Annotated in this window: 22 protein-coding genes; 8 read left to right on the forward strand and 14 right to left on the reverse strand. The window is 68.3% G+C overall.

The window, feature by feature from the left end; genetic code table 11:
• On the forward strand, nucleotides 1–1,154 hold a 1,154-nt coding region (locus CAM01S_RS13835), incomplete at its 5' end, for an alpha-hydroxy acid oxidase (RefSeq protein WP_066523045.1).
• Between the two features lie 10 nt (nucleotides 1,155–1,164).
• Here the strand turns inward: CAM01S_RS13835 and pnuC are convergent.
• The gene (pnuC, locus tag CAM01S_RS13840) at nucleotides 1,165–1,830 is read right to left on the reverse strand and encodes a nicotinamide riboside transporter PnuC (RefSeq protein ID WP_066523049.1); all 666 of its coding nucleotides are present in this window, start codon (nucleotides 1,828–1,830) and stop codon (nucleotides 1,165–1,167) included.
• A gap of 68 nt (nucleotides 1,831–1,898) precedes the next feature.
• Between pnuC and CAM01S_RS13845 the strand changes: the two genes are divergently transcribed.
• The gene (locus CAM01S_RS13845) at nucleotides 1,899–2,420 is read left to right on the forward strand and encodes a hypothetical protein (RefSeq protein WP_157071593.1); all 522 of its coding nucleotides are present in this window, start codon (nucleotides 1,899–1,901) and stop codon (nucleotides 2,418–2,420) included.
• A gap of 16 nt (nucleotides 2,421–2,436) precedes the next feature.
• Here CAM01S_RS13845 and CAM01S_RS13850 read toward each other — a convergent pair whose 3' ends face one another.
• Entirely contained in the window at nucleotides 2,437–2,700 is a 264-nt protein-coding gene (locus CAM01S_RS13850) for a type II toxin-antitoxin system RelE family toxin (protein WP_066523053.1), read from the reverse strand.
• The gene (locus tag CAM01S_RS13855) at nucleotides 2,697–2,957 is read right to left on the reverse strand and encodes a type II toxin-antitoxin system Phd/YefM family antitoxin (protein WP_066523054.1); all 261 of its coding nucleotides are present in this window, start codon (nucleotides 2,955–2,957) and stop codon (nucleotides 2,697–2,699) included. Before CAM01S_RS13855 ends, CAM01S_RS13850 begins: the two co-directional genes overlap by 4 nt.
• Before the next feature lie 68 nt (nucleotides 2,958–3,025).
• Between CAM01S_RS13855 and CAM01S_RS13860 the strand changes: the two genes are divergently transcribed.
• From CAM01S_RS13860 to CAM01S_RS13870, 3 genes are all read left to right on the forward strand, one after another.
• Nucleotides 3,026–4,321: a GNAT family N-acetyltransferase gene (locus CAM01S_RS13860; protein WP_066523055.1), complete on the forward strand. Its 1,296-nt coding sequence runs from the start codon at nucleotides 3,026–3,028 to the stop codon at nucleotides 4,319–4,321.
• 135 nt (nucleotides 4,322–4,456) lie between these two features.
• The gene (locus tag CAM01S_RS13865) at nucleotides 4,457–4,648 is read left to right on the forward strand and encodes a hypothetical protein (protein WP_066523059.1); all 192 of its coding nucleotides are present in this window, start codon (nucleotides 4,457–4,459) and stop codon (nucleotides 4,646–4,648) included.
• Entirely contained in the window at nucleotides 4,645–5,034 is a 390-nt protein-coding gene (locus CAM01S_RS13870) for a type II toxin-antitoxin system death-on-curing family toxin (RefSeq protein ID WP_066523063.1), read from the forward strand. Before CAM01S_RS13865 ends, CAM01S_RS13870 begins: the two co-directional genes overlap by 4 nt.
• A gap of 16 nt (nucleotides 5,035–5,050) precedes the next feature.
• Here the strand turns inward: CAM01S_RS13870 and CAM01S_RS13875 are convergent, their stop codons facing one another.
• The 7 genes from CAM01S_RS13875 to cofD form a co-directional block, all read right to left on the reverse strand.
• Nucleotides 5,051–6,049 (reverse strand): ABC transporter permease, encoded by a 999-nt coding sequence (locus tag CAM01S_RS13875; protein WP_066523070.1) that lies wholly within the window; start codon nucleotides 6,047–6,049, stop codon nucleotides 5,051–5,053.
• Entirely contained in the window at nucleotides 6,046–6,999 is a 954-nt protein-coding gene (locus CAM01S_RS13880) for an ABC transporter permease (protein WP_066523071.1), read from the reverse strand. Before CAM01S_RS13880 ends, CAM01S_RS13875 begins: the two co-directional genes overlap by 4 nt.
• On the reverse strand, nucleotides 6,996–8,672 hold the full coding sequence (locus CAM01S_RS13885; protein ID WP_083528080.1) for a dipeptide ABC transporter ATP-binding protein: 1,677 nt from the start codon (nucleotides 8,670–8,672) through the stop codon (nucleotides 6,996–6,998). The genes CAM01S_RS13880 and CAM01S_RS13885 overlap by 4 nt, the downstream gene beginning before the upstream one ends.
• Entirely contained in the window at nucleotides 8,669–10,333 is a 1,665-nt protein-coding gene (locus tag CAM01S_RS13890) for an ABC transporter substrate-binding protein (protein ID WP_066523074.1), read from the reverse strand. The genes CAM01S_RS13885 and CAM01S_RS13890 overlap by 4 nt, the downstream gene beginning before the upstream one ends.
• A gap of 93 nt (nucleotides 10,334–10,426) precedes the next feature.
• Nucleotides 10,427–11,026 carry a 2-phospho-L-lactate guanylyltransferase gene (gene cofC / locus CAM01S_RS13895; protein WP_066523083.1) on the reverse strand — a complete coding sequence of 200 codons (600 nt, stop codon included), beginning with the start codon at nucleotides 11,024–11,026 and terminating at the stop codon, nucleotides 10,427–10,429.
• Nucleotides 11,023–11,796 carry a coenzyme F420-0:L-glutamate ligase gene (cofE, locus tag CAM01S_RS13900; RefSeq protein WP_066523085.1) on the reverse strand — a complete coding sequence of 258 codons (774 nt, stop codon included), beginning with the start codon at nucleotides 11,794–11,796 and terminating at the stop codon, nucleotides 11,023–11,025. The genes cofC and cofE overlap by 4 nt, the downstream gene beginning before the upstream one ends.
• On the reverse strand, nucleotides 11,793–12,791 hold the full coding sequence (gene cofD, locus CAM01S_RS13905; RefSeq protein WP_066523089.1) for a 2-phospho-L-lactate transferase: 999 nt from the start codon (nucleotides 12,789–12,791) through the stop codon (nucleotides 11,793–11,795). Before cofD ends, cofE begins: the two co-directional genes overlap by 4 nt.
• A 116-nt stretch (nucleotides 12,792–12,907) precedes the next feature.
• Between cofD and CAM01S_RS13910 the strand changes: the two genes are divergently transcribed.
• The 3 genes from CAM01S_RS13910 to CAM01S_RS13920 all read left to right on the forward strand — a co-directional run bounded on the left by CAM01S_RS13910 (nucleotide 12,908) and on the right by CAM01S_RS13920 (nucleotide 18,004).
• Nucleotides 12,908–14,563, forward strand: a complete 1,656-nt coding sequence (locus tag CAM01S_RS13910; protein ID WP_066523091.1) for a DHA2 family efflux MFS transporter permease subunit — start codon at nucleotides 12,908–12,910, stop codon at nucleotides 14,561–14,563.
• Nucleotides 14,564–14,617: 54 nt separating this feature from the next.
• A complete protein-coding gene (locus tag CAM01S_RS13915; RefSeq protein WP_066523093.1) occupies nucleotides 14,618–15,253 on the forward strand; it encodes a TetR/AcrR family transcriptional regulator in 636 nt (211 codons plus the stop codon).
• An 87-nt stretch (nucleotides 15,254–15,340) separates the two neighbouring features.
• Nucleotides 15,341–18,004, forward strand: coding sequence for an MMPL family transporter (locus CAM01S_RS13920; protein ID WP_083528082.1), 2,664 nt, complete (start codon nucleotides 15,341–15,343; stop codon nucleotides 18,002–18,004).
• Between the two features lie 68 nt (nucleotides 18,005–18,072).
• Here the strand turns inward: CAM01S_RS13920 and CAM01S_RS13925 are convergent, their stop codons facing one another.
• The 4 genes from CAM01S_RS13925 to arfA all read right to left on the reverse strand — a co-directional run bounded on the left by CAM01S_RS13925 (nucleotide 18,073) and on the right by arfA (nucleotide 23,694).
• On the reverse strand, nucleotides 18,073–18,807 hold the full coding sequence (locus CAM01S_RS13925) for a class E sortase (RefSeq protein ID WP_066523097.1): 735 nt from the start codon (nucleotides 18,805–18,807) through the stop codon (nucleotides 18,073–18,075).
• A 95-nt stretch (nucleotides 18,808–18,902) separates the two neighbouring features.
• Complete coding sequence (locus CAM01S_RS13930) at nucleotides 18,903–21,413, reverse strand: phosphoketolase family protein (protein WP_083528088.1); 2,511 nt, start codon at nucleotides 21,411–21,413, stop codon at nucleotides 18,903–18,905.
• Nucleotides 21,414–21,427: 14 nt separating this feature from the next.
• Nucleotides 21,428–22,153, reverse strand: coding sequence for a DUF4396 domain-containing protein (locus tag CAM01S_RS13935; RefSeq protein WP_217999748.1), 726 nt, complete (start codon nucleotides 22,151–22,153; stop codon nucleotides 21,428–21,430).
• Between the two features lie 41 nt (nucleotides 22,154–22,194).
• Nucleotides 22,195–23,694 carry an arabinosylfuranosidase ArfA gene (arfA, locus tag CAM01S_RS13940; RefSeq protein WP_066523103.1) on the reverse strand — a complete coding sequence of 500 codons (1,500 nt, stop codon included), beginning with the start codon at nucleotides 23,692–23,694 and terminating at the stop codon, nucleotides 22,195–22,197.
• Nucleotides 23,695–23,701: the final 7 nt, after the last annotated feature.

Raw genomic sequence — 23,701 nt, forward strand, 5'->3', positions numbered from 1 at the left:
GGCTCGACAACGCGTTGACGATCTGGGACCTCCGCGCGATCGCGGCGCGACGCACACCGCGCGCCGCGTTCGACTACACCGAGGGCGCCGCCGAGGCAGAGATCTCGCTTGCGCGCGCCCGGCAGGCGTTCGAGGACATCGAGTTCACCCCGGCGATCCTGCGCGACGTCTCCAACGTCTCGACATCGTGGGATGTCCTCGGTGCACCCGTGGCGTATCCGTTCGGAATCGCGCCGACCGGGTTCACCCGGATGATGCAGACCGAGGGGGAACGCGCCGGAGCGCACGCGGCCGGACGCGCGGGTATCCCGTTCGCGCTGTCCACGATGGGCACCACCGCGATCGAGGACGTGCGCGATGCGAATCCGCACGGCCGGAACTGGTTCCAGCTCTACATGTGGAAGGACCGCGAGAAGTCCATGGCGCTGGTCTCCCGCGCCGAGAAGGCCGGGTTCGACACGCTCCTCGTCACCGTCGACGTCCCGGTCGCGGGGGCGCGCCTCAGGGACAAGCGCAACGGCTTCTCGATCCCGCCGGCCCTCACCCCCAAGACCATCATCAACGCGATCCCCCGGCCCTGGTGGTGGTTCGACTTCCTGACGACGGAGCCGCTGGCGTTCGCATCGCTCGACCGCTGGTCCGGTACCGTCGGCGAACTGCTCGACGCGATGTTCGACCCGACCGTGACCTACGAGGACCTGCAATGGATCCGGTCGCAGTGGAAGGGGAAGGTCGTCGTCAAGGGCGTTCAGTCGCTCGCCGACGCCCGGCGCCTTGCCGACGCGGGCGTCGACGGGATCACGCTGTCGAACCACGGAGGCCGTCAGCTGGACCGCGCGCCGGTCCCGTTCCATCTCCTGCCGCAGGTCGTGCGGGAGGTCGGGTCCTCGCTCGAGGTGCACTTGGACACCGGCATCATGTCCGGTGCGGACATCGTCGCCGCGGTCGCGCTCGGCGCACGGTTCACGATGGTGGGCCGCGCCTACCTGTACGGGCTGATGGCCGGCGGCGAGGCGGGCGTGGATCGGATGATCCAGATCCTGTCGGAGCAGATCGAACGCACCATGCGCCTCCTGGGCGTCGCGACCCTCGAGGAGCTCGAACCCGGGCATGTCACGCAGCTGGCGCGACTCGTGCCGCTGCAGGGGCACTGAGTCCGCGGGGTCAGCCGACAGTGACGACGGCGGGCGTGCGCTCCCGTTGCGTCCGCATCCAGACGAAGAACCCGGTCAGCGTGAACGCGCCGTAGAACACGTACATCAGACCCGACGCGTAGTACCCGGCGGAAAACAGGAGCGGCACGCCGACGATGTCGACCGCGACCCAGATCAGCCAGAACTCCACCCACCCCTTCGCCATGCCGTAGGTGGCGAGGAGTGACCCGACGAAGATCCACGCGTCGCTCCAGACCGGGGCGTACGAGCCGAGGGCTCGGAAGATCGGCGTCAGGATGAGCGTGCCGCCGACCATGCCGACGGCGAGGAGCACCCGCGTGCGCCACGATGCCCAGCGGATCTCGACCGCGGGCGCGTCCGCGTCGGGGCGGCGGGTCCAGCGCCACCATCCGTAGACCGACACGATGATGAACATGACCTGGCGGCCGGCCTGGCCGAGCAGGTTCACCGGGTTCGGCGTGCCGAACACGGCCCCGAGGAACACCGTGAACAGCAGGGCATTGCCGACGATGCCGACCGGCCATGCCCACACCTTGCGTCGCATCCCGCCGAGCGCACTGAGCAGGCCGAACACGTTGCCGATGACCTCGCGCCAGAGCACGGTCTGGTGACCGATGACGATCTGCGCGTTGAACAGCCACTCGATCACGTTCATACGCCCATGCAACCGTATGAAGAGGGCGATGCATTCCCAGCGACGTCGGATCGTGCACGATGGGTGATGTGAGCGACGACCCAGGAGTGCAGGCGGCGCGTGCGCTCCTCGGCGCAGCGGCCGCAGCGCTCGCGGACGCGGACGTGCGCGACGAGGCGCTCGGCGTGTACGAGTCGGCCAAGACCCGCCTCGGCGTGCGGCGCGACGCGATCATCCGGCAGACGGGTCGGGTCTGGAGGCTCGGCGCGCTCCTCCTGGACCGGTCCGGCTCCGTCTGGGCGACCGCTGCGATCACGCGCGTCACGGATCCCGGCCGATCCCAGTTCGTGGCGCGCTCGATGGAGCTGCGCCGCGCCTACCGCGCCGCAGCGGTTCGCGGGCGAATCCCTTTCGGCGACACGGTGAATCACGGTGCGGTTGCGATCCCGCTCGACGACTCGCTCATCGGCGCGACCGGACCGCTGTTCGTGCGCGACGGTGCGCCGTACGTGCGATGGAGTCCCACGTCAGATGTCGCGGTCCCCCTCGCCGACTACCTGCGGGATCGGGTCGAATTGCTCCTGCATCCGCCGCAGGGATCGACGGACTGATGCAGGAACGCGGCATTCAACGACGGTCTTCGTAAACGCTGCGACGGTGCCCGGCGTCGACCACCACGATTGTCAGCCGCTCGTCTTCGATTCGGTAGAGCACTCGGTAATCGCCCGAGCGCACTCGCCATTCCGGCCGAGCGATGAGCTTTCGGGCCGTCGGAGGTCGAGGATCGGTCGCCAACAGTTCGATCATGGCTTGCACCCGCCGTTTGCCTTCGGGCGGTAGCTTCTTGACCGAGCGTGCCGCGCCTGGCAGCAATGCGACCTGATACGTCATGACAGACCCAGGTCGTGCTTCACCTCATCCCACGGAACAGGCAGCTCGCTCAGGCGCTCTGCTTCTGCCCACGCCGCGTCGACGGCACGGATGTCGGCGAGTTCCTCGGCGTCCTCCATCAGATGGGCGAGCAGATCTACGTCCACAATTGCAGCTACGGGTCGATGGTGCTTCAGCAGGTACACCGGCTCGCGATGCGCATCGTCGACGATCGTGGAGAGCCTGTTACGGGCGTCGGTCAACGCGACTTCGGACATGAAGACAGTTTAGCCAAATGTTCCAAAAATCGGTGAATTGTGCATTCGCGTGGGGATAGGGTCGCAGGGTGAGCGACGCCGACTTCGACGCACGATACGAACTCCGTTGGGGCGCTCCCGCCCTTGATACGACCGGCAAGCCCGACGCGGCGACGATGGCCCATATCGAGGCGATCGCGCTCGGGTTCCTGCAGGACGCCCCCGACCGCGATGCCCTGGCCGCCGACGTCCGCGATCACATGGAGGAGCACGAGGTCACGCTCGACGTGTTCCGCCGCGAACCGGCCCCCGATTCGATGGACGCTGCGGCACCGGTGGGCACCTTCGGTGCGCTGCCGAAGCCGATGAGCTGGGGTGACGGCACAAGCGTCGACACGTTCGCGATCCGCGCGGTCACGGTTCGGCCGACCGAGCGGCGCCGTGGGATTCTCCGCCGAATGATGACGGACGCGCTGCAGTATGCAGCCGCGCAGGAGTTTCCGCTCGCGAGCCTGACGGCGAGCGAGGGCACGATCTACCGGCGCTTCGGCTTCGGTCCGGCGATCCGGGAGCGCAAGGTCACCGTGCAGCGATCGAGGGCGCTCCCGCTCCTCGTCGCGCCGCGCGGTGAGGTCGTGGTGGTTCCGCCGGCATCGCTTCGCGATGGGCTGGCACGGGCGGTGTTCGACCGGTTCCACAGCCGGACGCTCGGTTCCATGGTGCGCAATGTGGGCGCGTGGGGGTCGCTGCTCGGCCACCGCCTCAGCGATCCCACGCCTGACCGCTCGATCCGCGCCGCCGTTCACCGGCTCGATAGCCACGTCGACGGATACGTGACCTACCGCGTGCACGAGCAGGACGGGTCACCGACGACTGTCGAGATCGTCGACCTCATCGCCGTGGACGAGCAGGCTTACCTCGGTCTGTGGGAGTTCCTGCTCTCGATCGACCTGACCGACCGCGTGATCTATCCGTTCGCTCGTATCGAAGATCCGCTGCCCCTCGTCCTCGCAGACACCCGGGCCTTCGACATCGACCATGAGGAGGACCATGTCTGGCTCCGCATCCTCGACCCCGCGGCAACACTCGAATCCCGACCCTTCGCCGCGGACGGATCGGTCACGCTGCACGTTCACGACACGCTGGGATACGCCGACGGAACCTATCGGCTGACCGTCCTGGGCGGCCGTGGGCGCGTCGACCGGATCGAGGGCGCCGGCGAGCTCGAGCTCGATGTCTCGACGCTCGGCTCGCTCCTGCTCGGCGCGGTGGACCCGGTCGTGCTGCACGATGTCGGCTTGGTCACCGGCAGCGCCGCAGCGGCCGAGACCCTCCGCTCCCTGCTGCGGCCAGCGCGAACGCCGCACGGGATGACGTACTTCTGAGCGTCCCATCCCTGGGGGTTCTCACCCGCTCGTGCGCCAGGGCGGTCCGGAACAGCGCGTGGGACTCGGTCCCTCGGGCCGCGCGACCGAGTCATCGCGGTACCGATCTTGGTACTCACTCCGTAAGCTAGGAGTATGCCGTCCCTCAACGTCACCTTCACTGAGGCCGAGCTGGAGGAAATCCGGACGGCATCCGCGGAGCAGTCCCTGAAGTCCTACGTGCATGACACCGCTCTCAACGCGGCTCGCAGCCGAAAAGCGCTGGTTGCGCAGTTGGCGCAGCGGGTCGCGGCAACCTCGGCCGAGCTGAACGCTCGCTTGGCGTGACCTACTTTCTGGATCGCGATGACGTCCTGACTGCCGCAGCTGCCGCCTTTGGGAGCTCGGTGTCGGTGCGTGACGTTGGCTTGCTTGACGCAGCCGTCGCCCGGCCCCGGAGCAGCGTTTTCGGCGTGGACGCGTATCCGGATGACTGGCAGAAGGCAGCAGCCCTGCTGCATTCTTTGGCGCGAAATCACGCTCTGATCGACGGCAACAAGCGTGCCGCCTGGGCTGCGGCATGGGTATTCCTCGGCTGCAACGGCGTGGAACTCCGGCCGAACTTCGATGTGGACGCTGCATTCAATCTCATGATCGACGCAGCTACCGGGCGCGCGGACGTTCCACAGATCGCCCGGGCGCTGGCCCAATTTGGCAGCACCAAGCTAGCCTGACAACTGGGTCGGATGGTTACGCTCGCCGCCGCACCCGCGGATCGACGACGCTGTAGACGATGTCGACGATGACGTTCGCGACGACGATCAGGAATGCGGCGAACACCGTGAAGCCGACGACGACCTGCAGGTCGAGCGAGTGCACGGCGTCGATGAGGAGCGCGCCGAGACCCTGCATCGAGAACACCTTCTCGGTGATGATCGCGCCGCCGAGCAGCGACCCGAGGTCAAGGCCGAACAGCGTGACGACCGGCAGGATCGCGGTGCGGAGACCATGCCGTACGACCACCTGACGTTCACTGATGCCCTTGGCGCGCGCGGTGCGGATGAAGTCCTGCCCCATCGACTCGAGCATCTCGCCGCGCGTGAGCCGTGCGTAGATCGCGCCGCTGACGAACGCGATCGTGACCCAGGGCAGGATCAGATGCGTGAACCAGGCGACGGGATCCTCGGTGAACGGCACATATCCGCTGGCCGGCAGGATGTGGAGCACGAACCCGAACAGCAGGATCAGCAGCAGCCCGACGAGATAGGTCGGTGCGGACACTCCCGCGACCGCGAACGTCATCACCGAGCGGTCGAGCGCGCTTCCTCGTTTCAGGGCGGATGTCGTCCCCCCGGCGACGCCGACGACGAGCCACAGCACCGCGGCGCCGACGGCGATCGAGGCCGTGACGGGCAGGCGGGACAGGATGAGCGTCGTCACGCTCTCGTGCAGCTGGAACGAGTACCCGAAGCACGGCGCGCCGCATACGAGCGCCGAGGAACCGGTGCCGAATGACCGGCCCGCGAAGATGCCGCCGAGATAGGCGAGGAACTGCATGATCCACGGCTTGTCCGTGCCGAGGAATGCCTTGACCTCCGCCAGCCGGTCCGGCGTGCACGGCTTGTCGCAGATCGCGCGCGCCGGGTTGGTGGGCAGGAGCGTGAACAGCGCGTACGTCACCGCGGCCACGATGAGCAGCACGAGCAGTGCACCGAGGATACGAACGACGATGAATCGGGCGAGCGTCAAGCCGGGCCTCCCGTCCGGGTCGGGCGACGCGGATCGATCGCATCGCGCAGCGCGTCGCCGAGCACGTTGAACGCGAGCGTGATGATGAACAGCGCCGCGCCCGGGAACACCAGGTACATCGGGTCGGTCTGCACCCACGCGATCGCGTCGCCGATCGTTCGGCCCCAGGAGGGGGTTGGCGGGGTGACACCGACACTCAGGAACGAGAGCGCGGCCTCCGCTCCGATCATCGACGGGATCGAGATCGTCGCGTACACGGTGATCGTCGCCGCGAGGTTCGGGAGCAGCTGCGTCCGCATCACGTGCCACGCGCCGGCACCCATCGCGGTCGATGCCACGACGAAATTGCGTTCGCGGAGCGACAGCGTCTGCCCGCGGATCACCCGCGCCACGCTCGGCCACCCGAAGAAGCCGATCACGAGTACCACGAGAATCGGCGCCGGGAACGTGCGCGGCACGATCGCCGTCAGGGCGATCATGAAGATCAGCGACGGGAACCCGAACAGCACGTCGACGACGCGACTGAGGATGCGGTCGTACCAGCCGCCGAGGAATCCGGTGGACACACCGACGAGCACGCCGATGACGATCGACAGGATCGTCGCGGCGACTCCGATCCCCAGCGAGGTCCGCGCGCCGTAGATGACGATGGCGAACAGGTCGCGCCCGCTGAGCGGCTCGAGCCCGAACCAGTGCTTCGGACTGATCCCGCCGCCGGCGCCGGTCGGGGCCCCGAAGCCGTTCAGCGCGTCGGTGTGGTACGAGTACGGATTCTGGCCGCTCAGCGCGCCGATGAGCGGTGCGAAGATCGCGACCACAGCGTAGACGCCGATGATGATCGCCGCCGCCAGCGCCCACCGGTCCTGGAACACGCGCCGAAGCACGGCACGGAGGCCCGTGGTCCGAGGGGCCGCGACCGCCGGTTCGTCGAGCATGTGCGTCGTCGTCATGCTGCCGTCTCCCCTGCCTGCTCGTCGGCTGCGAACGCCTGCCACGCCTCCCGGCGCTCGGCTTGACGCGCCGGGTCCGCGACCGGTGCGGCGGCGAGGAGCATGCGCGTGTACTCGCTCGTCGGCTGCGAGAGCACCTGCTCCGTCGCGCCGTGCTCGACGATGCGCCCCTGACGCAGCACGACGACCTCGGTCGCGAGCGAGCGCACGACGGCGAGGTCGTGACTGATGAGCAGACACGCGAACCCGAGCTCGGCCTGCAGAGCCCGAAGCAGGTCGAGCACAGCGGCCTGCACGGTCACGTCGAGGGCGCTCGTCGGCTCGTCCGCGATCACGAGCGTCGGTCGGAGCGCGAGTGCGCGAGCCACCGCGACGCGCTGCCGCTGCCCACCCGACAGCTCGTGCGGAAATCGCGTCGCCATCGCCGGGTCGAGCTGGACGGCCGCGAGCAGTTCGGCAACGCGCGCGCGGCGCGCAGCCTCGTCGAGGTCGGTGTGCAGCGTGAGCGGCTCCGCGATGCTCCAGCCGATCGTCGCGCGCGGGTTCAGCGACGACGCGGGATCCTGGAACACCAGTCCGACGCGACTGCGAATTGCGCGCAGCGCGCGTCCGCGGGCCCGCGCGATGTCCTGACCGCCGACCATCACCGTGCCGGACACGACCGGCACGAGGCCCGCGAGCGCCCGCCCGATCGTCGACTTCCCCGAGCCGGACTCCCCGACGAGCCCGAGCGTCTCCCCGGCGCGGAGCGTCAGGTCGATGTCCGCCACGGTGGGCTCGCCGGTCCGCGCGTAGCGGATCGACACATGCTGGAGGCTCGCGGCAGTCGATCGCGCGACCGCCGGTTCACCAGCGCCCGCCGTGTCGGAGCCGGGACGCGCCTCCAGCTCGGGAACGGCGTCGAGCAACGCCCGTGTGTAGGCCTGCTGGGGGTGTGCGAAGAGCGCGTCGACAGGCTGATGCTCGACCTCGACTCCGCGGCGCATGACGAGCACATCGTCCGCCACGTCGGCGACAACACCCATGTCATGCGTGATGAGCAGGACCGCGAGGGACCGCTCACGGCACAGCCTGCGGATCAGATCCAGGATCCCGGCCTGGACCGTCACGTCGAGCGCGGTCGTGGGTTCGTCGGCGATCAGCGCGACCGGGTCCCCGGCGAGCGCCATCGCGATCATCGCCCGTTGCAGCTGGCCGCCCGACAGCTCATGCGGAAAGGACCGCATGACGCGCGGGATGTCGGCGATCCCGGCCGCATCGAGCAGCGCGCGAACCCGATCTGCCACGCCTTCGCGGTCGAGGTCGGTGCCGTGGGCCCGAACCGCCTCGGCGATTTGGGTTCCGATCCGGAGCACCGGGGTGAAGGACGCCATCGGCTCCTGGAACACCACGCCGATCCCAGCGCCGCGAACCGCCTGCAGCGACGGCTCGGGTGCCCCGATGAGTTCATCGCCCCGGAAGCGGACGCTGCCGGTCACGTGCGCCGTTCGCGGGAGCAGCCCGAGGACGCTCATCGCGGATACCGATTTGCCGGAGCCGGACTCGCCGACGAGGGCGAGCACCCGGCCGGGGGTGAGGGTGAACGAGACATCGTCGACGACGGGCTCCGCGCGCCCGAAGGCAACGCGGAGCCCGTCGACGACGAGGATCGGCTCCTGCGCGGAAGAGGTCACTTGGCCAGTGTGATCTTCAGGTAGTTCGGATAGGCGGGGAAGTCCGCGATCTGGAAGTTCTGCACCTTGGAACCGTGCAGGAAGGACTGCTTCGCGTAGGTGAGCGGCACGATCGGCGCGTCGGCCATGATCTTCTTGTCCGCCTCGACCCAGAGCTTCTGCGCCTGCTGCTGGTTCACCGCGCCGGTCGCCTGCTGGATGAGGGCGTCGACGGCGGGGTTCGAGTAGTGCGAGACGTTGTATCCACCGTTGCCGATCTGGCTCGATGCGTACAGCGGCTGGATGTTCGCGTTCGCCGATGGGAAGTCCGGCTGCCAGCTGAACAGTGCGAGGTCGTAGTCGTCGTTGTTCGTGGCGTCCGTGTAGAAGGTGTCGGTGTCTTCCGGCTTCAGCGTCACGGTGATCCCCGCGCGCTCGATGCCCTGCTGCAGCGCCTGCGCCTCGGCAAGGGATGACGAGTCGTTCTGAGTGATCAGGGTGAGGTTCAGCCCGGAGACGCCGGCCTGCTTCAGCAGCGCCTTCGCCTTCGCGACGTCACCGGTGTCCGGCGCCGGGTACAGGTTGTACTGCTGGCGGCCGGCGATCCCGGGTGTGATGAGCGTCGACGCGTAGGTGCCGGCGAGCGATCCGCCCGCCGCGAGACGGAAGGACTGCTTGTCCACGGCGTACTCGAGCGCCTTGCGCACCGTCAGGTCCTTCAGCGACCCCTTCGAGGTGTTGATCGCAAGGTAGTTGATCGGCCCGGCCTTGCTCGTCGCGAGGCGGCTCTGCGCGTCCGGGTTGGCGCGGACCTGGTTCAGCTCGGCCGCGCCGAGGTAGCTCGCGTCGAACGAGGTCTGCGCGCTCCCGGCATCGGCGATGAGCGATTGGGTGACGGTCGAGGGGTCCTGGCTCTCCTGGTAGACGATCTTGTCGGGGCCTGCGGTCCGGACGCTGTCGGTCTTGGCGCTCCAGTACTTGTTCCGAACGAGCGTCAGCTGGGATCCCTGCTGGTTCGACTGCACCTGGTACGGGCCCGACGACACCGGGTTGCTGTCGTAGGCGGCAGTCGTCCCCTGGCCGACCGGAACCGGCGCGAACGCGGGCATCGACACGAGCCACGGCCAGTCACCGTACGAGGTGTTGAGGTGGAACACGATGGTCGAGGCGTCGGGCGTGTCGATGCTGGAGAGCGACTGCCCGGTGAACGGCCCCTTGTAGGTGTCCCCGCCGATGAGGAGCGACTTGTGGTAGCTGAGGCCGCCGGTGAGTGTCGGCGCGAACGACCGCTCGACGCCCCACTTGATGTCCTGCGCGGTGATCTCCTTGCCGTTCTGGAACTTGATCCCGCTCTTCAGGTGATACGTCCACGTCTTGCCGTTGTCGGAGGAGACCCCGGTGTTCGTCGCCAGGTCCGGAACGACCTTCGCGGGCTTGCCCGGCTCAATGTCCCAGGCGGTCAGGCGACGGACGATGAGCCCGAGCGTGGTGATGGCGAGGTTCTCGCTCGTCGCCGGGTCGAGGTGCACCGCCGATGCCGGTGTGAGCACGGTCAGCGTGCCGCCCGCGCTCGACCCGCTTGCCGATCCGCTGGGAGATCCGCCCGTCGACGAGCACCCCGCAAGAGCGAGGGCGGCAACGGCAGCGATGGCGGCGGTCTTCAGCGCGGTGAGGCGTTTCATCCGGGGGGTTCTCCTTCACGAGGTTGTCGATGCAACCAACGCGTCAATCCTTGCACTCGCTATGAATCGCTGCGAATCCGCCGTATTGCAGCGTCACAAAACGGATCGCGGTCGGATCCCGAACGCTCGAGCCGTGCGCTCCCCCACCCGACCGTCGACCCGCACAAGATCCGCCGGTGTGTCGACGTCCTGCCGCAGCCCGTCGATGTCGGAGAGCGCAAGGCGGACGAACGCCGCCCGCTCATGCGCACGCGCCGAGTCGATCCCGAACATGGGCGTGATCGCGTCCGCTCGACGGGCAGTGAGCAGGACCGTCCCGGTGCCCGATGCGTCCGGCACGATCGCTCGCTCGTACCGCCCGGCCGCGGCGAGCGCGCGCCGCAGTTCGTCTGGGCGGAGCGCCGGCAGGTCGCCCTGGAGGCACGCCGTCGGCTGGTCTTCCGGCATGCGTTCCAGCCCCCACCGGAGCGCCGCGTTGAGCCCCGCGATCGATTTCGGCTCGGTGAGCACCCGCGCTCCGAGGGGTCGGAACAGCGCCGGATCGGCCGCCGTGACGACGACGACATCGGCAACCGGAACCGCAGCAGCCACGGTGTCGAGGGCGATCGCGAGCGCCTGCTCCGCCGTCGCGCCGAGGCGCCGCTTCGCGGCAGCGGTTCCCTTCACCGGAATGAGCACGGTCCAGGCGGTCACGGCGCGGCTGACGCCCGCCCTGCGGCGAAGCCAGCGCGATACGCCTCCTCCGACCCCTGGCGGAACCAGTCCCGATCGGCGGGGTACTGCAAGGATCGTGCGCCCGGCGCGGCGTCGTCGAGCAAGTGCCCGAGCCCGCGGAGCACCGCCACCGGCAGCCCCGACGCCTTGCCGAGGACGAGATCGGCCGCTGCGGCGATCTCATCGCCGACCGCGGGCGCGGTCACCCCGAGCGGGCGTCCACCGGCGTCCGGTGTGCCAGCAAGGTTCAGCAGCACACGAACCCCAGCTGCTCCGATCACGACGTCGGTCTGGCCCTGCCGCCAAGCCCGGCCGAGCGTGTCGGTGACGACCACGCCGAGACGGCAGCCGAACCGTGCCTCCAGACCGGAACGGAGCCAGGCCGCGCTGGCGTCCGGATCGACAGGGAGTCGGAGGATCGTGCCCGGCGCCGTGTTCGACCCATCGACACCGGCCGCGGCACCGACGATGCCGAGCCGATTCTCGACGATCCGGGTGATTCGCCCGTCCGGGCTGGTCCGCTCCGCCACGATGCGGACCGTCTCTTCGTCGATGACGCGGCTTCGCTCCGACGCCGGTGCAGTTCGGCCCTCGGCTTTCGAGACCACCTTGCTGGTGACGGCGACGATGTCGCCGTTCGTGACCCCGTGCGGATCGCGGGCGAGCGCGTCCCCGATCACCACAAGCAGATCGGTGCCCGCGTCGATCTCGGGGATCCCGGTCGGCGCGAACACGAGCAGGTCGCTCACCGGGCGGGCTCGACGAGGGGCCGGAATGAGGCGAGTTCGACGGCGGCGGCAGCAAGGGCGCGCGTCGTCGTCGCGTCGCGCATCCAGAGCGGCACGGACCGGGCATGGATTCCGCCCATGGCGAGCGGCCCGATCGCATCGGCGTCGACCGTGTCCACCATCCAGCCGTCGAGAATGCCGCCTGCACTCCGAGCCCCGTAATACAGGCCGACGCCCTGTGCGGTGGCGGGGACCCCGACGACCGCACAGCACTGCTCGGCCATCCCGCGCACCGCGTGGCCGCCGATGATCGGCGCGACACCGATGACGCGGCCGCGACTGGCGCCGATGGACTCGCGAACGCCCGGGATCGCGAGCATGGGCGCGATCGAGACGATCGGGTTCGAGGGCGCGATGAGCACGATGTCGGCATCGCGGATGGCCTCCGCTGCCGCAGCGCTGATGCCCGCCGCTGCGGCGTCCTCGAACACGAAGCCGTTCGTCGGAATCGCTGCGCGGTGGCGAACCCACCACTCCTCGAAGTGGATGCGGGCCGGGTGGCCGTCCAGTTCGACGTCGACGAGGGTCGGAACCTCGGCGTCCGTGACCGGCAGCACGGTTGCCCCGAGTTCCCACCGGCGGCTGAGCCGCTGCGTCGCTTCGGTCAGCGTGGTGCCGCTACGGAGCAGGGCGCTCCGAGCGATGTGCGTTCCGAGGTCGAGATCGCCGAGCGTGAACCACGAGGTGTCCATGCCGAACGCGGCCATCTCGGCACTGACGCGCTCGCTCTCGCCGGCGCGACCCCAGCCGCGTTCGGAGTCGTTGACGCCCGCGAGCGCATACATGACGGAGTCGAGGTCCGGGCAGACGCGCAAGCCGGCGAACCACATGTCGTCACCGGTGTTGACGACGATCCGGAGGTCCGCATCCTGATCCGCGAACAGGTCCCGCACCCCGCATGCGAACCGGCCGCCGCCGACGCCGCCGGCGAGCACCGTGACCCGCTGTCTTCTCATTGCTCGATCCTGCCCGGAGGCGCGCCCGCTGTCCCCAGATTCGGGTCGCCAGCGCCGGTTTCCGGACAGATAGGTAGGCTAGTAGTAAGCATGCTGATAGCAGTCGAAAGGTGAACATGGCCGCCGAACCGAGCACGTCGTCCGACACCACCGTCAACCCACGTCGATGGATCGGACTCATCTTCATCAGCCTCGCCGTGGCGCTGATCATCGTCGACTCGACGATCGTCAACGTCGCGATCCCGTCCATCGTCGACGATCTCAAGGTCAGCTCGACCGGGGTGCAGTGGATCCAAGAGAGCTACACCCTCGTCTTCGCCGCACTGCTGCTCGTGTTCGGGTCGCTCGCCGACCGCGTCGGACGCCGTCGCCTCCTCGTGATCGGGGTCACGATCTTCGCGCTCGCGAGCATCCTCGCCGCGCTCGCGCCGAGCGGCGGCCTCCTCATCCTGTCCCGCGTGGTGCAGGGCATCGGCGGCGCAATGGTGCTCCCGACGACACTCTCGCTCGTCAATGCAGAGTTCCAAGGCCGTGAACGCGGCATCGCGTTCGCCATCTGGGGCTCGACGATCGGCGGCATGGTCGCCGTCGGCCCGCTGCTCGGCGGCTGGCTCACCACCGACTTCTCCTGGCGCTGGGCATTCGGCATCAATCCGGCGATCTCGATCGCGATCATCATCGGCGCACTCACCGTCGTTCGGGAGTCTCGGGACCGCGATCATGCCGGGCCCATCGACAGTGTCGGCGCCGTGCTGAGCATCGTCGCCAGTGCATCGCTCGTCTTCGGGCTCGTCGAGGGGCGCACGTACGGGTGGTGGTCGCCGAAGGAGCAGTTCACCGTCGGCGCCTGGTCGTTCCCGGCCTCGTTGTCGCCGATTCCGTTCGCGTTCGGTCTCGCCGTGGTCGCGGCGATCGCATTCGTGTGGTGGAGCCGTGCGCGCGCCGCGCGCGGCCGTGCAACGCTGGTCGCACTCGATCTGTTCACGATCGCGTCGTTCCGCAACGGCAACATCGCGGCGATGATCGTGTCGCTCGGCGAGTTCGGCATCGTGCTCGCGCTCCCGATCTGGCTGCAGAACGTGCTCGGATACTCGGCCTTGCAGACCGGCTTCATCCTGCTCGCGCTCGCGATCGGCTCGTTCGTCGCAAGCGGCTTCGCCGCCACCGCCGGTCAGCGCATCGGTGCACTCCCGATCGTCCGTATCGGGATCGCTGCCGAGATCGTCGGTGTCGCGTCGCTCGGATTCGTGATCTCGGCGAGCACGCACTGGTGGGCCGTCGTGCCGTGCTTGTTCGTCTACGGGTTCGGCGTCGGACTCGCGACAGCCCAGCTCACCGGCGTGGTGCTGAAGGACGTCCCCATCTCCCGGAGCGGGGAAGGCTCCGGAACGCAGAGCACCGCGCGGCAGATCGGATCGGCCCTCGGCATCGCGATCCTCGGGACGATCCTCTTCGGCCTGTCCGGCTCGCTGCTGCAGACGCGGCTCGAAGACCACGGCGTGCCTGCAGCGGCCGCGACATCGGTGGCCAACGCTGTAGTGAACTCGTCGGGCGGGGCGATCGCGGGCCTCCGACAGCAGCAGCCGGAGGCCGCAGCCCTCGCCGCCGAGTCCTTCAGCGATGCGACGCGGGTCGCCGCGTGGTCCGCCGCGGGGTTCCTGGTCATCGGACTCCTCGCGACGCTTCGGCTCGGGCGCGGCGAGTCCGCACCCGAGTCGGGCGCGGACGCGTCGGTCCGGCGTGGGACATCGGCAGCACCGGAGCGCGCCTGAGCCTTTACTCAGTGCAACATTGCACCGAGTGCAGCAGAGGCGTACAGTGCTCCCGTGACCACCACGACCGATCGGCGCAGGGCTCTCCGTGCGCGGCACCGCGAAGCAATCGTCGCGGCCGCACGTGCGCTGATCGCAGAAGGGTCGAACGAGTTCAGCGTGGACGAATTGGCCGAGCGCGCCGATGTATCGCGGCGGACGGTGTTCAACCACTTCCGGTCGCTCGACGAGATCGTGGTCACGGTCGGGACCGCCGAACTGCAGGTGGTCGTCGACCAGTTCCTCGCCGCGGCCGCCGCGACGCCGGTCGGTGACGGCAGCCGCGCGGCGATGTTCACCGAGCTCGCCGAGACCCTCCGGGCAGCCGAGCTGGGCGCGGCGATCAGCCGGGTCTCATCGATCCTCGGAGGACACGAGCACGACGACCGACGCGGCGTGGTCATGACACAAGAGGCGTTCGCCCGAACCGCAGCGAGCCTCCAGGCCGAGGTCCAGCGTCGCAATCCCGGCGCCGACCCGCTCGACGTGGAGCTCCTCGTCACCGGGCTGTTCAACGGCATCGTCGTCATCGCCAAACGCTGGCTGCTCGAAACCCACGGCGAGCGAAGCCCCGCAGCCGACCAGCGCTGGCTCGAGCTACTCAGCAGACTGCTTGAGAGCATCCGCTCCGGGTACCTGCCCGAGTCCTAAGACCACCCGTCACCCACCCGGGGTCCACCGACGCACCCCGATCCAAACCACGACGCAACCACAGCAACGGATCGGAGCACGCAAACCATGGCAGGCCTCCTCTATCGACTCGGGCGCTTCTCCGCGCGCCGGGGCGCCTTCGTCATCGTCGCCTGGGTCGTGATCCTCGGCCTCGCCGGAGGGGCGTACGCAGCCTTCCACGGGGCGCTCTCCTCATCGATCACGATCCCCGGGACCAAGACGCAGCAGGTCAGCGACCAGCTGGCGAAGCAGTTCCCGAAGGCGTCCGGCGGCAGCGGCACGATCGTCTTCGAGACGAAGAACGGCAAGCCCTTCACCGCCGCCGAGAAGACCGATGTCGGCAATCTGCTCACGTCGATCGGCAAGTTCAGCGGTGTGCGCGCCACCACAAATCCGTTCACCACCGAACAGCAGATCGCTGACGCGGGCAAGAAGCTGAGCGACGCGAAACAGCAGCTCGCCGATGGCAAGAGCAAGCTCGCGTCGGCGCAGCAACAACTCGATCAACAGAAGACCCAGTTGCAGCAGGCACAGCAGCAGCTCGATGCGGCGAAAGCGAAGGCAGCAGCAGCCGGAGCCGCCGCGCAGGCGGCTGCCGCCCAGCAGCTTCAGGCCGAGCAGGCGAAGATCGACGCGGGCCAACAGCAGATCACGAGCGCGCAGCAGCAGATCGACGCGAACACGAAGAAGCTGAACAGTGAGTCGGCGACGCTCTCCCTGAACCAGAAGAAGTACGACCTGTCGACCAGCACGAAGTTCGTGTCGAAGGACGGGTCGGCCGCCGTCGGCACCGTGCAGTTCACGAAGGGCACCTTCGAGGTCCCTGCGTCCTTGAAGGATCGGGTCATCTCGACGGTGCACGACGCATCGCTCCCCGGCGTGTCCGCGTACGTATCGAACGACATCGCGCAGACCGTGCCGAGCGTGCTCGGGCCCGGCGAGATCGGCGGTCTGGTGATCGCCGCGATCGCACTGTTCGTCATGCTCGGCACGCTCATCGGCGCGGGCCTGCCGATCCTCTCCGCGATCATCGGCGTCGGCATCTCCGCGCTCGCGACGCTCGCGTTCTCGGGCATCGTCGACTTCAACTCGACCACTCCGGTGCTCGGGGTCATGCTCGGGCTCGCGGTCGGCATCGACTACTCGCTCTTCATCCTGAACCGGCACCGTGCGCAACTCCGCCAGGGCATGTCGGTGCACGAGTCGATCGGCCTCGCGAACGGCACGTCGGGCAACGCGGTGGTCTTCGCCGGGTCGACGGTCGTCGTGGCGCTCGCCGCTCTGAACATCACCGGCATTCCGTTCCTCGGCCTGATGGGGACGGTCGGCGCCGTCGGCGTGGCAGTCGCGATCCTGATCGCCATCACGTTCACGCCCGCGATCCTCGCGCTCGTCGGGCAGCGAATCCTCCGCAAGAAGGAGCGCGCCTCGATCGGCTCGACCGGGGCCACCCGCGTCCCGAGCAAGCCGATGTCGACGGTTCGCGCGATCATCACCCTTGTCGTCGGCGTCGCCGCCCTGCTCACCATCGCGATCCCATCGCTCTCCATGCGCCTCGGACTGCCGAACGGCGCGTCCGAACCGACATCGAGCGACCAGTACAAGGCGTACAAGGTGACCGAGGCGAAGTTCGGCGCCGGCGTGAACGGCCCGCTGCTCGTCGTCGCGAACCTGCCGAGCGCGAAGACCGGTGACGCGCTGACCCAGCAAGAGGTCCAGATCGGCGACAAGCTCGCGTCGCACTCCGACGTAGCCTCCGTCACCCCGATCGGCGCTTCCAGCGACAACAAAGTCATCGCCTACGAGGTGATTCCGAAGTCCGGCCCGTCGAGCGTCGCAACGGAACAGCTCGTGCGGTCGCTCCGAAACATGTCGCCGATCTCGGGCAACATCGATCTCGGCGTCGCGGGCACAGCCTCCGGCAACATCGACGTATCCGACAAGCTCGCCGCAGCGCTCCCGCTCTACCTCGTCGTGGTCGTCGGACTCTCGCTCATCATCCTGATCTTCGTGTTCCGATCGTTCCTGGTGCCGCTGACGGCGACCGCCGGGTTCATCCTGTCGCTCTTCGCGGCATTCGGAGGTCTCACCGCGATCTACCAGTGGGGGTGGCTCGGCGCGGTGTTCGGTGTGCACGACCCGCAGCCGATCCTGAGCTTCCTGCCGACGATCGAGGTCGGGGTGCTGTTCGGGCTCGCGATGGACTACCAGCTCTTCCTGGTGTCCGGCATGCGCGAGGCATATGCGCATGGCGCATCGGCCCGGGTCGCGGTGCAGCGCGGCTTCCATGCCGGACGCACGGTGGTCGCGACGGCGGCGATCATCATGACCGCCGTGTTCGCCGGGTTCATCTTCTCCGACTCGTCGACCATCCAGCCGATCGGGTTCGGACTCGCCTTCGGCGTGCTCGTCGACGCCTTCGTCGTCCGGATGCTCCTCATCCCCGCTGCAATGCACCTGCTCGGACGATCCGCCTGGTGGTTCCCCAAGTGGCTCGACCGGATCCTGCCGGACGTGGACGTGGAAGGCGCAAAGCTCGAGCGCTCACACCCGCTTCCCGGCCAGCATGAGGACGCAGCGACCGCGTCGGCATCCGACGCCGATGCTCGGGCCGTCGCCGACCACCCATCGCGGAGCGCGCACGCGGCGACCGATCGCCCCGTTGACGACGTCGGCGCGGCAGAACAGGCCGCGGAGCCGGACGACCGGCATCCCGCACATCGCGCCTGATCCGATCGAACGGCCGTCATCCGGAAACGGATGGCGGCCGTTTCGGCATCCGCACTCACGCGTGCGCGTCAGCGCGACACGACCTCCGCCGGCGTGCCGTCGGCGGCGTCCATCCAGAAATCGAAGGATGCCTGCGTCACGTACCGCTCCGCGGCCGACCACTTCGGGTGGCAGGCCGTCAGGGTGAGCAGACGTTCGTCGTGCATGGGTGCACGCGCCGGATCGGTCGGCACCGGCGCGATCACATCGACGTCTGTCGGTGCGACGACCCGGCTCGCTGTGACCCGGTAGACATACCAGGCATCGACGCCCTGCTCCGGGGCGACGACCCGGATGATGATCGGATCCCCCGCCTCGAGCTCGGCAATATCGAACAGCGGGCGACCATACGTCACCCGGTGACCGGCGATCGCGACGTTCCCCGCGCCTCCCGGCAGTGCCGTCCCCGGATAGTGGCCGAGGCCGACCGTGTTCAAGACCGTGCGGCGATCGACCCCCTCCGCGATCGGACGGACGTAGTCGGCGCCGAAGCGGGGGACGCGCATCGTTGCGAATACCGAGCGGTCGCCGGGCGTCGCGACGACCGGCGGCGCGGACCGCCGTATCGCTCCGGGCTCGTGCTGTAGCGGCGGCTCGATGGCGGCGAGCATCGTTCGCTGATCGGACCGCGCGAGGACGTCGGTCCACCAGCCCGTCCAGACCGCGAATAGCGCGCAACCGATGCCGGCGATGATGAAGCCCTCGGCCGCGAGCGCTCGGAGTCGGCGCCCGAGCTCCAGTGCCGCTCGGCGTCCACCCGGCATACCATCCCTCCCCCGATCGAACAGTGGTAGGAGAATATCAAATGCCACTTCGAGGCGGACGGCTCTCCACAGGACCTGGCGGTCGGCTGGGTGGCTCAGCGCTCGGTCTGCGAGTCCTCGCCGCTCCCGGCTCCCTCGACGCCAGGGCTCCCGGCCGAATCGGTGGACTCGGCCTCCGGAGCCGGCGAGCCCGACGCGTCCGCGTTCGGTTCACCGGCCACACCATCCTGCGGCCAGCCGGCGAACCGCCAGCCACCGACCGCCGGGTGGTCCTCGCCGTTTTCGTACGCGAACGCGCGAGCGGCACCACGCGCGTCGGTCAGCGCGCCGAGCAGATCGCCGAACCGCTCGGTGCCGTCCGGCAGCCGGGAGAGCGCATCGTGGGCGAGCGCGAAACGGTCCATCTCGTTGCGCATGAGCATGTCGAAGGGCGATGTCGTCGTTCCCCGCTCCATGAAGCCGTGGACATGGAGGTCGTCATGGCCGTGCCGGTTGTACGTGAGCTGGTGCACGAGCGACGGGTAGCCATGGAAGGCGAACACGACGGGCGTGCCGGGCAGGAACAGGGCGTCGTACTGGTCGTCGTCAATGGGGTGCTGGTGCGATCGCGGGTCACCGAGGGACAGCAGGTCCACCACGTTGACGACACGGACGGCGACGTCGGACGCGTGCTGCCGCAGAATGTCCGCCGCCGCGAGCGCTTCGACGGTCGGGACGTCGCCGGCCGCTGCCAGGATCACGTCGACCTCGTCCCCGCGCGGAGCCGTCCCGGCCCAGTCCCACACGCCGACCCCGGCGGCCGCGTGCGCGACAGCATCCTCGATCCCGAGGAAGACGGGCTCCGGGTGCTTTCCGGCAACGATCACCTCGATCCGTTCGGTCGTCTCCATCGCGTGGGTCGCCACCGCGAGCAGGGTGTTCGCGTCCGGCGGGAACTTGAGACGCACGAGATCCTGCTGCTTCGACGCGACGACATCGAGGAACCCGGGATCCTGATGCGAGAAGCCGTTGTGGTCCTGCCGCCAGACGTGCGACGACAACAGGATCGTCAGATTCGAAACCGGAAGGCGCCAGTCGATCTCGGCACTCGACTCCAACCACTTCGCGTGCTGTCCGACCATCGAGTCGATGATGTGGGCGAATGCCTCGTAAGTGTTGATGATGCCGTGGCGACCGCTCAGCACGTAGCCCTCGAGCATGCCCTCGAGGAGCTGTTCGGACAGCACCTCCGTCACGCGGCCTTCCAGCGCGAGGTGAACATCCGTGTCCACGGTCCGGGCTCGCCAGACGCGCTCAGTGTCCTCGAACACCGCGTCGAGCTTGTTGGACACGGTCTCATCCGGCCCGAAGAGCCGGAACGTCTCCGGGTTCCGGCGGATGAGGTCGCGCAACCAGGGGCCGAGCGTCGCTGTCGACGACGCCGTCGTCCATCGTTCGTCGTCGACAGGGGCCGCGTAGGGCGCGAGGTCGGGACGATCCAGCGGAACCCGGATTCGACCACCGTTCGCGTACGGCGTCGCGCTCATCCGAGCGTCGCCATCCGGACGGATCGCGTCAAGGACCGGGAGCGGCTGCGCATCGGCGTCGAACAGCTCCTCCGGCCGGTACGAGCGCATCCACTGTTCGAGCTGCGCGCGGTGCTCCGCGTTCTCCCGGACGCCGGGCAGCGGCACCTGATGCGCGCGGAACGTGCCTTCGACCGGGAGGCCGTCCACCTCCTTCGGCCCCGTCCATCCTTTCGGGGTGCGGAGCACGATCATCGGCCACCGCGGACGCACCACACCGTTCCCGACCCGTGCAGCGTCCTGGATGTCCTCGATCCGGGCGAGCGCTCGCCGCAGCGCGCCGTCGAAGAGTGCGTGGACGGCGAGCGGATCATCGTCGACGCGCTTCGAGTCCACGATGATCGGCTCGTAGCCGGTTCCGCGGAAGAACGACACCAGATCGTCCTCCGGGATCCGAGCGAGGATCGTCGGATTGGCGATCTTGTAGCCATTGAGGTTCAGGATCGGCAGCACGGCGCCGTCCTTCACCGGGTCGAGGAACGTGTGCGCCTGCCAGGAGGCTGCAAGCGGCCCCGTCTCGGCCTCGCCGTCTCCGATGACGCATGTGACGACGAGATCGGGATTGTCGAGCGCAGCGCCGTACGCGTGGGCGAGCGAATAGCCGAGCTCGCCACCTTCGTTGATCGATCCCGGCGTCTCGGGCGCTGCATGTGAGGGGATGCCACCGGGGAACGAGAACTGTCGGAAGAACTGCTGCAACCCGCGGACGTCGCGGGTGATCGCGGGATAGAGCTCGCTCCAGGTGCCATCCAGCCACGCGTTCGCGTTCATCGCCGGTCCGCCGTGGCCGGGGCCGCAGACGTAGAGCATCGACGCTCCCCGCTCGGCGATCCACGCGTTGCAGTGCGCGTAGACGAGATTCAGGGCGGGCGATGTTCCCCAATGCCCGAGGAGGCGCGGCTTGATGTCGCCGGGGTCGAGCGGTCGTTCCAGGAGCGGGTTGTCGAGCAGGTAGATCTGCCCGACGGTGAGATAGTTCGCTGCGCGCCACCAGGCGTCGACGACCCGGATCCGGTCGGCGGGCGATTCGATGCGTGCCATGCGCATCACCGTAGTCACATCGCCTCCTTCACGCCGATGCGAATGAGCCACCAGTTCACCGGGTAGGCGCAGGCGAAGCCGGCGATCATGGCAACCTGCATGGCGACCCAGAACTCCGGGGTGAGCACGCTCGCGCGCCCTGCAAGCCATGCCGGGAGCAGGACGAACTGCGCGAGCGCCATGAATCCGTACATGCCGACCTGCCATGAGGTGATCGACAGCGTGTCCGCCTTCAGCGCGGCGCCGACACCCTTCCAGAACGAGAGCCCGCGCATCGGCACGATCGAGAAGTACTGGAACACGACGCCCGCAATGAATGCGATGACGAAGTCGATGATCCAGCTTGCGAAGATCTTGTCCGCATAGAGGCTGTGCAGTCCCACGAGCGCGCCGAGCGCAGGGACCGCGACCAGCGCGAACTCGCCGACCAGGTCCCCGATCGCGCATCCCGCTCCGCAATGGCTCGCGCCGACTGCGACACTGACGGGCATCCTCCGCTTCCCCTTGTCGGCGTGATCACCCCGGGGCGCGGCCCGACCGGATCGGAAGTAGAACGCGAGCCAGAGCACGCTGCCGAACAGCATGGTGAGGGGCCACACGACGTTCATGACGGCCATCCGCTGCGGACGGGCCAGCACGTCTACGGTCGCGACACCAGCACAGGCCACGGCGAGCGCGATGAGCATCCAGCAGATGACGGTCAGGGTCGTCGGGAAGTCGGAGACGGCGAGTTCGCGCATCGTTCCAGCCAACCGGAGCCCGAGTCAGCGCGCTTGGAGCCTCAGCAGAGCGCGATCGCGGTCCACGACACCGGCGGCAGGTCGATCGTCAGCGTGCCGCTGTCGAACGCTCCGCTGACGTTGCGGCGCGGGACCACGCGCTCCGGGTCCGCTCGGGTGTTCTTCGCGTGCGGGTCTGCGTCGGCGAGCGTCGTCGCCTCGGCGATGCGGGAGCATCCGAGGCTCCGAACGTCGATCGAAACCTGCGCTGATTCATCGAGGTTGCGGTTGACGAGGAACACCGCCGCGCGGTCGTCGTCGACCGTGACGATGGCGTCGACCTCATCCACGTCGCCGTACTTCCCGGCGTCATAGCGCTCGCTCTGCACGACCGGTCGAATCACGGTGCCGGTCGCCAATCTGCTCATGATCGCGAACGGGTAGAACGTGGTCTGCCGCCAGGAGGCCCCTCCCGGCTCGGTCATGATCGGCGCGATCACGTTCACCAGCTGCGCGAGCGACGCCGAGACAACGCGATCGCTGCGCTTCAGCAGCGTCATGAGCAGATTGCCCACGACGACGGCGTCCGCCACCGTGTACACGTCCTCGAGCAGCCGTGGCGCATGGCGCCACTCGCTCAGGTCGGGTGCGGCCTCCTGGTGTTCCTTGAGGTACCACACGTTCCACTCATCGAAGGAGAGGTCGATGCGCTTTCGCGAGCGCTTCTTCGACCCCACGTGGTCGGCGGCAGCAGCGACCGTGTCGATGAACGACTCCATGTCGACCGCCGACGCCAGGAACGGCGCGAGATCGCCGTCGTACTCCTGGTAGTAGGCGTGACACGACACGAGGTCGACGTAGTCGTAGCTGTGCTCGAGCACGATCCGTTCCCAGTCCCCGAACGTCGGCATCTGTGACCCGGAGGACCCACAGACGACGAGTTCGAGGTCGGGGTCGGCGGTCTTCATCGCGGCCGACGTCCGAGCGGCAATGCTGCCGTACTCATCGGCACTCATGAAACCGGTCTGCCACGGTCCGTCCATCTCGTTGCCGAGGCACCACGTCCGCACGTTGTGCGGCTCGATCGTCCCGTTGGCGATCCGCCAGTCGGACAGCGCCGTGCCCGACGGGTGGTTCGCGTACTCGAGCAGGTCGAGTGCCGGGAGGATGCCGCGCGTCGCAACATTGACGGCGAGCATCATCTCCGCTCCGACGAGGTCGAGCCAGCGTGCGAACTCGTCGAGGCCCACCTCGTTCGACTCGAGCGAGTGCCACGCCAGGTCGCGCCGGACCGGACGCTTCGCACGCGGGCCGACCGAATCCTCCCACCGGAAACCCGACACGAAATTGCCGCCGGGATACCGGACCATGCTGATGCCGAGCTCGCGCACCAGTTCGATGACGTCCGTTCGAAAGCCGTCCGCATTGGCCAACGGATGGCCGGGCTCGTACAACCCGTCATAGACGCACCGGCCCAGGTGCTCGACGAAGCCGCCGAAGAGGCGCCGATGGACTGGTGCGATGGTTGCTCGACGGTCGACGTCGATGCGAACGTGCGGCACGGGGCTC

Origin of the sequence: Curtobacterium ammoniigenes NBRC 101786 (assembly GCF_001571045.1) — a bacterium.
Classification (GTDB): domain Bacteria; phylum Actinomycetota; class Actinomycetes; order Actinomycetales; family Microbacteriaceae; genus Curtobacterium; species Curtobacterium ammoniigenes.

What these genes read in the sequence shown, in the direction of transcription:
- pnuC (WP_066523049.1), bottom strand. Translation starts at nt 1,830, where the DNA reads ATGAACGTGATCGAGTGGCTGTTCAACGCGCAGATCGTCATCGGTCAC.
- CAM01S_RS13850 (WP_066523053.1), bottom strand. Translation starts at nt 2,700, where the DNA reads ATGACGTATCAGGTCGCATTGCTGCCAGGCGCGGCACGCTCGGTCAAG.
- CAM01S_RS13855 (WP_066523054.1), bottom strand. Translation starts at nt 2,957, where the DNA reads ATGTCCGAAGTCGCGTTGACCGACGCCCGTAACAGGCTCTCCACGATC.
- CAM01S_RS13865 (WP_066523059.1), top strand. Translation starts at nt 4,457, where the DNA reads ATGCCGTCCCTCAACGTCACCTTCACTGAGGCCGAGCTGGAGGAAATC.
- CAM01S_RS13880 (WP_066523071.1), bottom strand. Translation starts at nt 6,999, where the DNA reads ATGACGACGACGCACATGCTCGACGAACCGGCGGTCGCGGCCCCTCGG.
- CAM01S_RS13890 (WP_066523074.1), bottom strand. Translation starts at nt 10,333, where the DNA reads ATGAAACGCCTCACCGCGCTGAAGACCGCCGCCATCGCTGCCGTTGCC.
- cofD (WP_066523089.1), bottom strand. Translation starts at nt 12,791, where the DNA reads ATGAGAAGACAGCGGGTCACGGTGCTCGCCGGCGGCGTCGGCGGCGGC.
- CAM01S_RS13910 (WP_066523091.1), top strand. Translation starts at nt 12,908, where the DNA reads ATGGCCGCCGAACCGAGCACGTCGTCCGACACCACCGTCAACCCACGT.
- CAM01S_RS13920 (WP_083528082.1), top strand. Translation starts at nt 15,341, where the DNA reads ATGGCAGGCCTCCTCTATCGACTCGGGCGCTTCTCCGCGCGCCGGGGC.
- CAM01S_RS13925 (WP_066523097.1), bottom strand. Translation starts at nt 18,807, where the DNA reads ATGCCGGGTGGACGCCGAGCGGCACTGGAGCTCGGGCGCCGACTCCGA.
- CAM01S_RS13930 (WP_083528088.1), bottom strand. Translation starts at nt 21,413, where the DNA reads ATGGCACGCATCGAATCGCCCGCCGACCGGATCCGGGTCGTCGACGCC.
- CAM01S_RS13935 (WP_217999748.1), bottom strand. Translation starts at nt 22,153, where the DNA reads ATGCGCGAACTCGCCGTCTCCGACTTCCCGACGACCCTGACCGTCATC.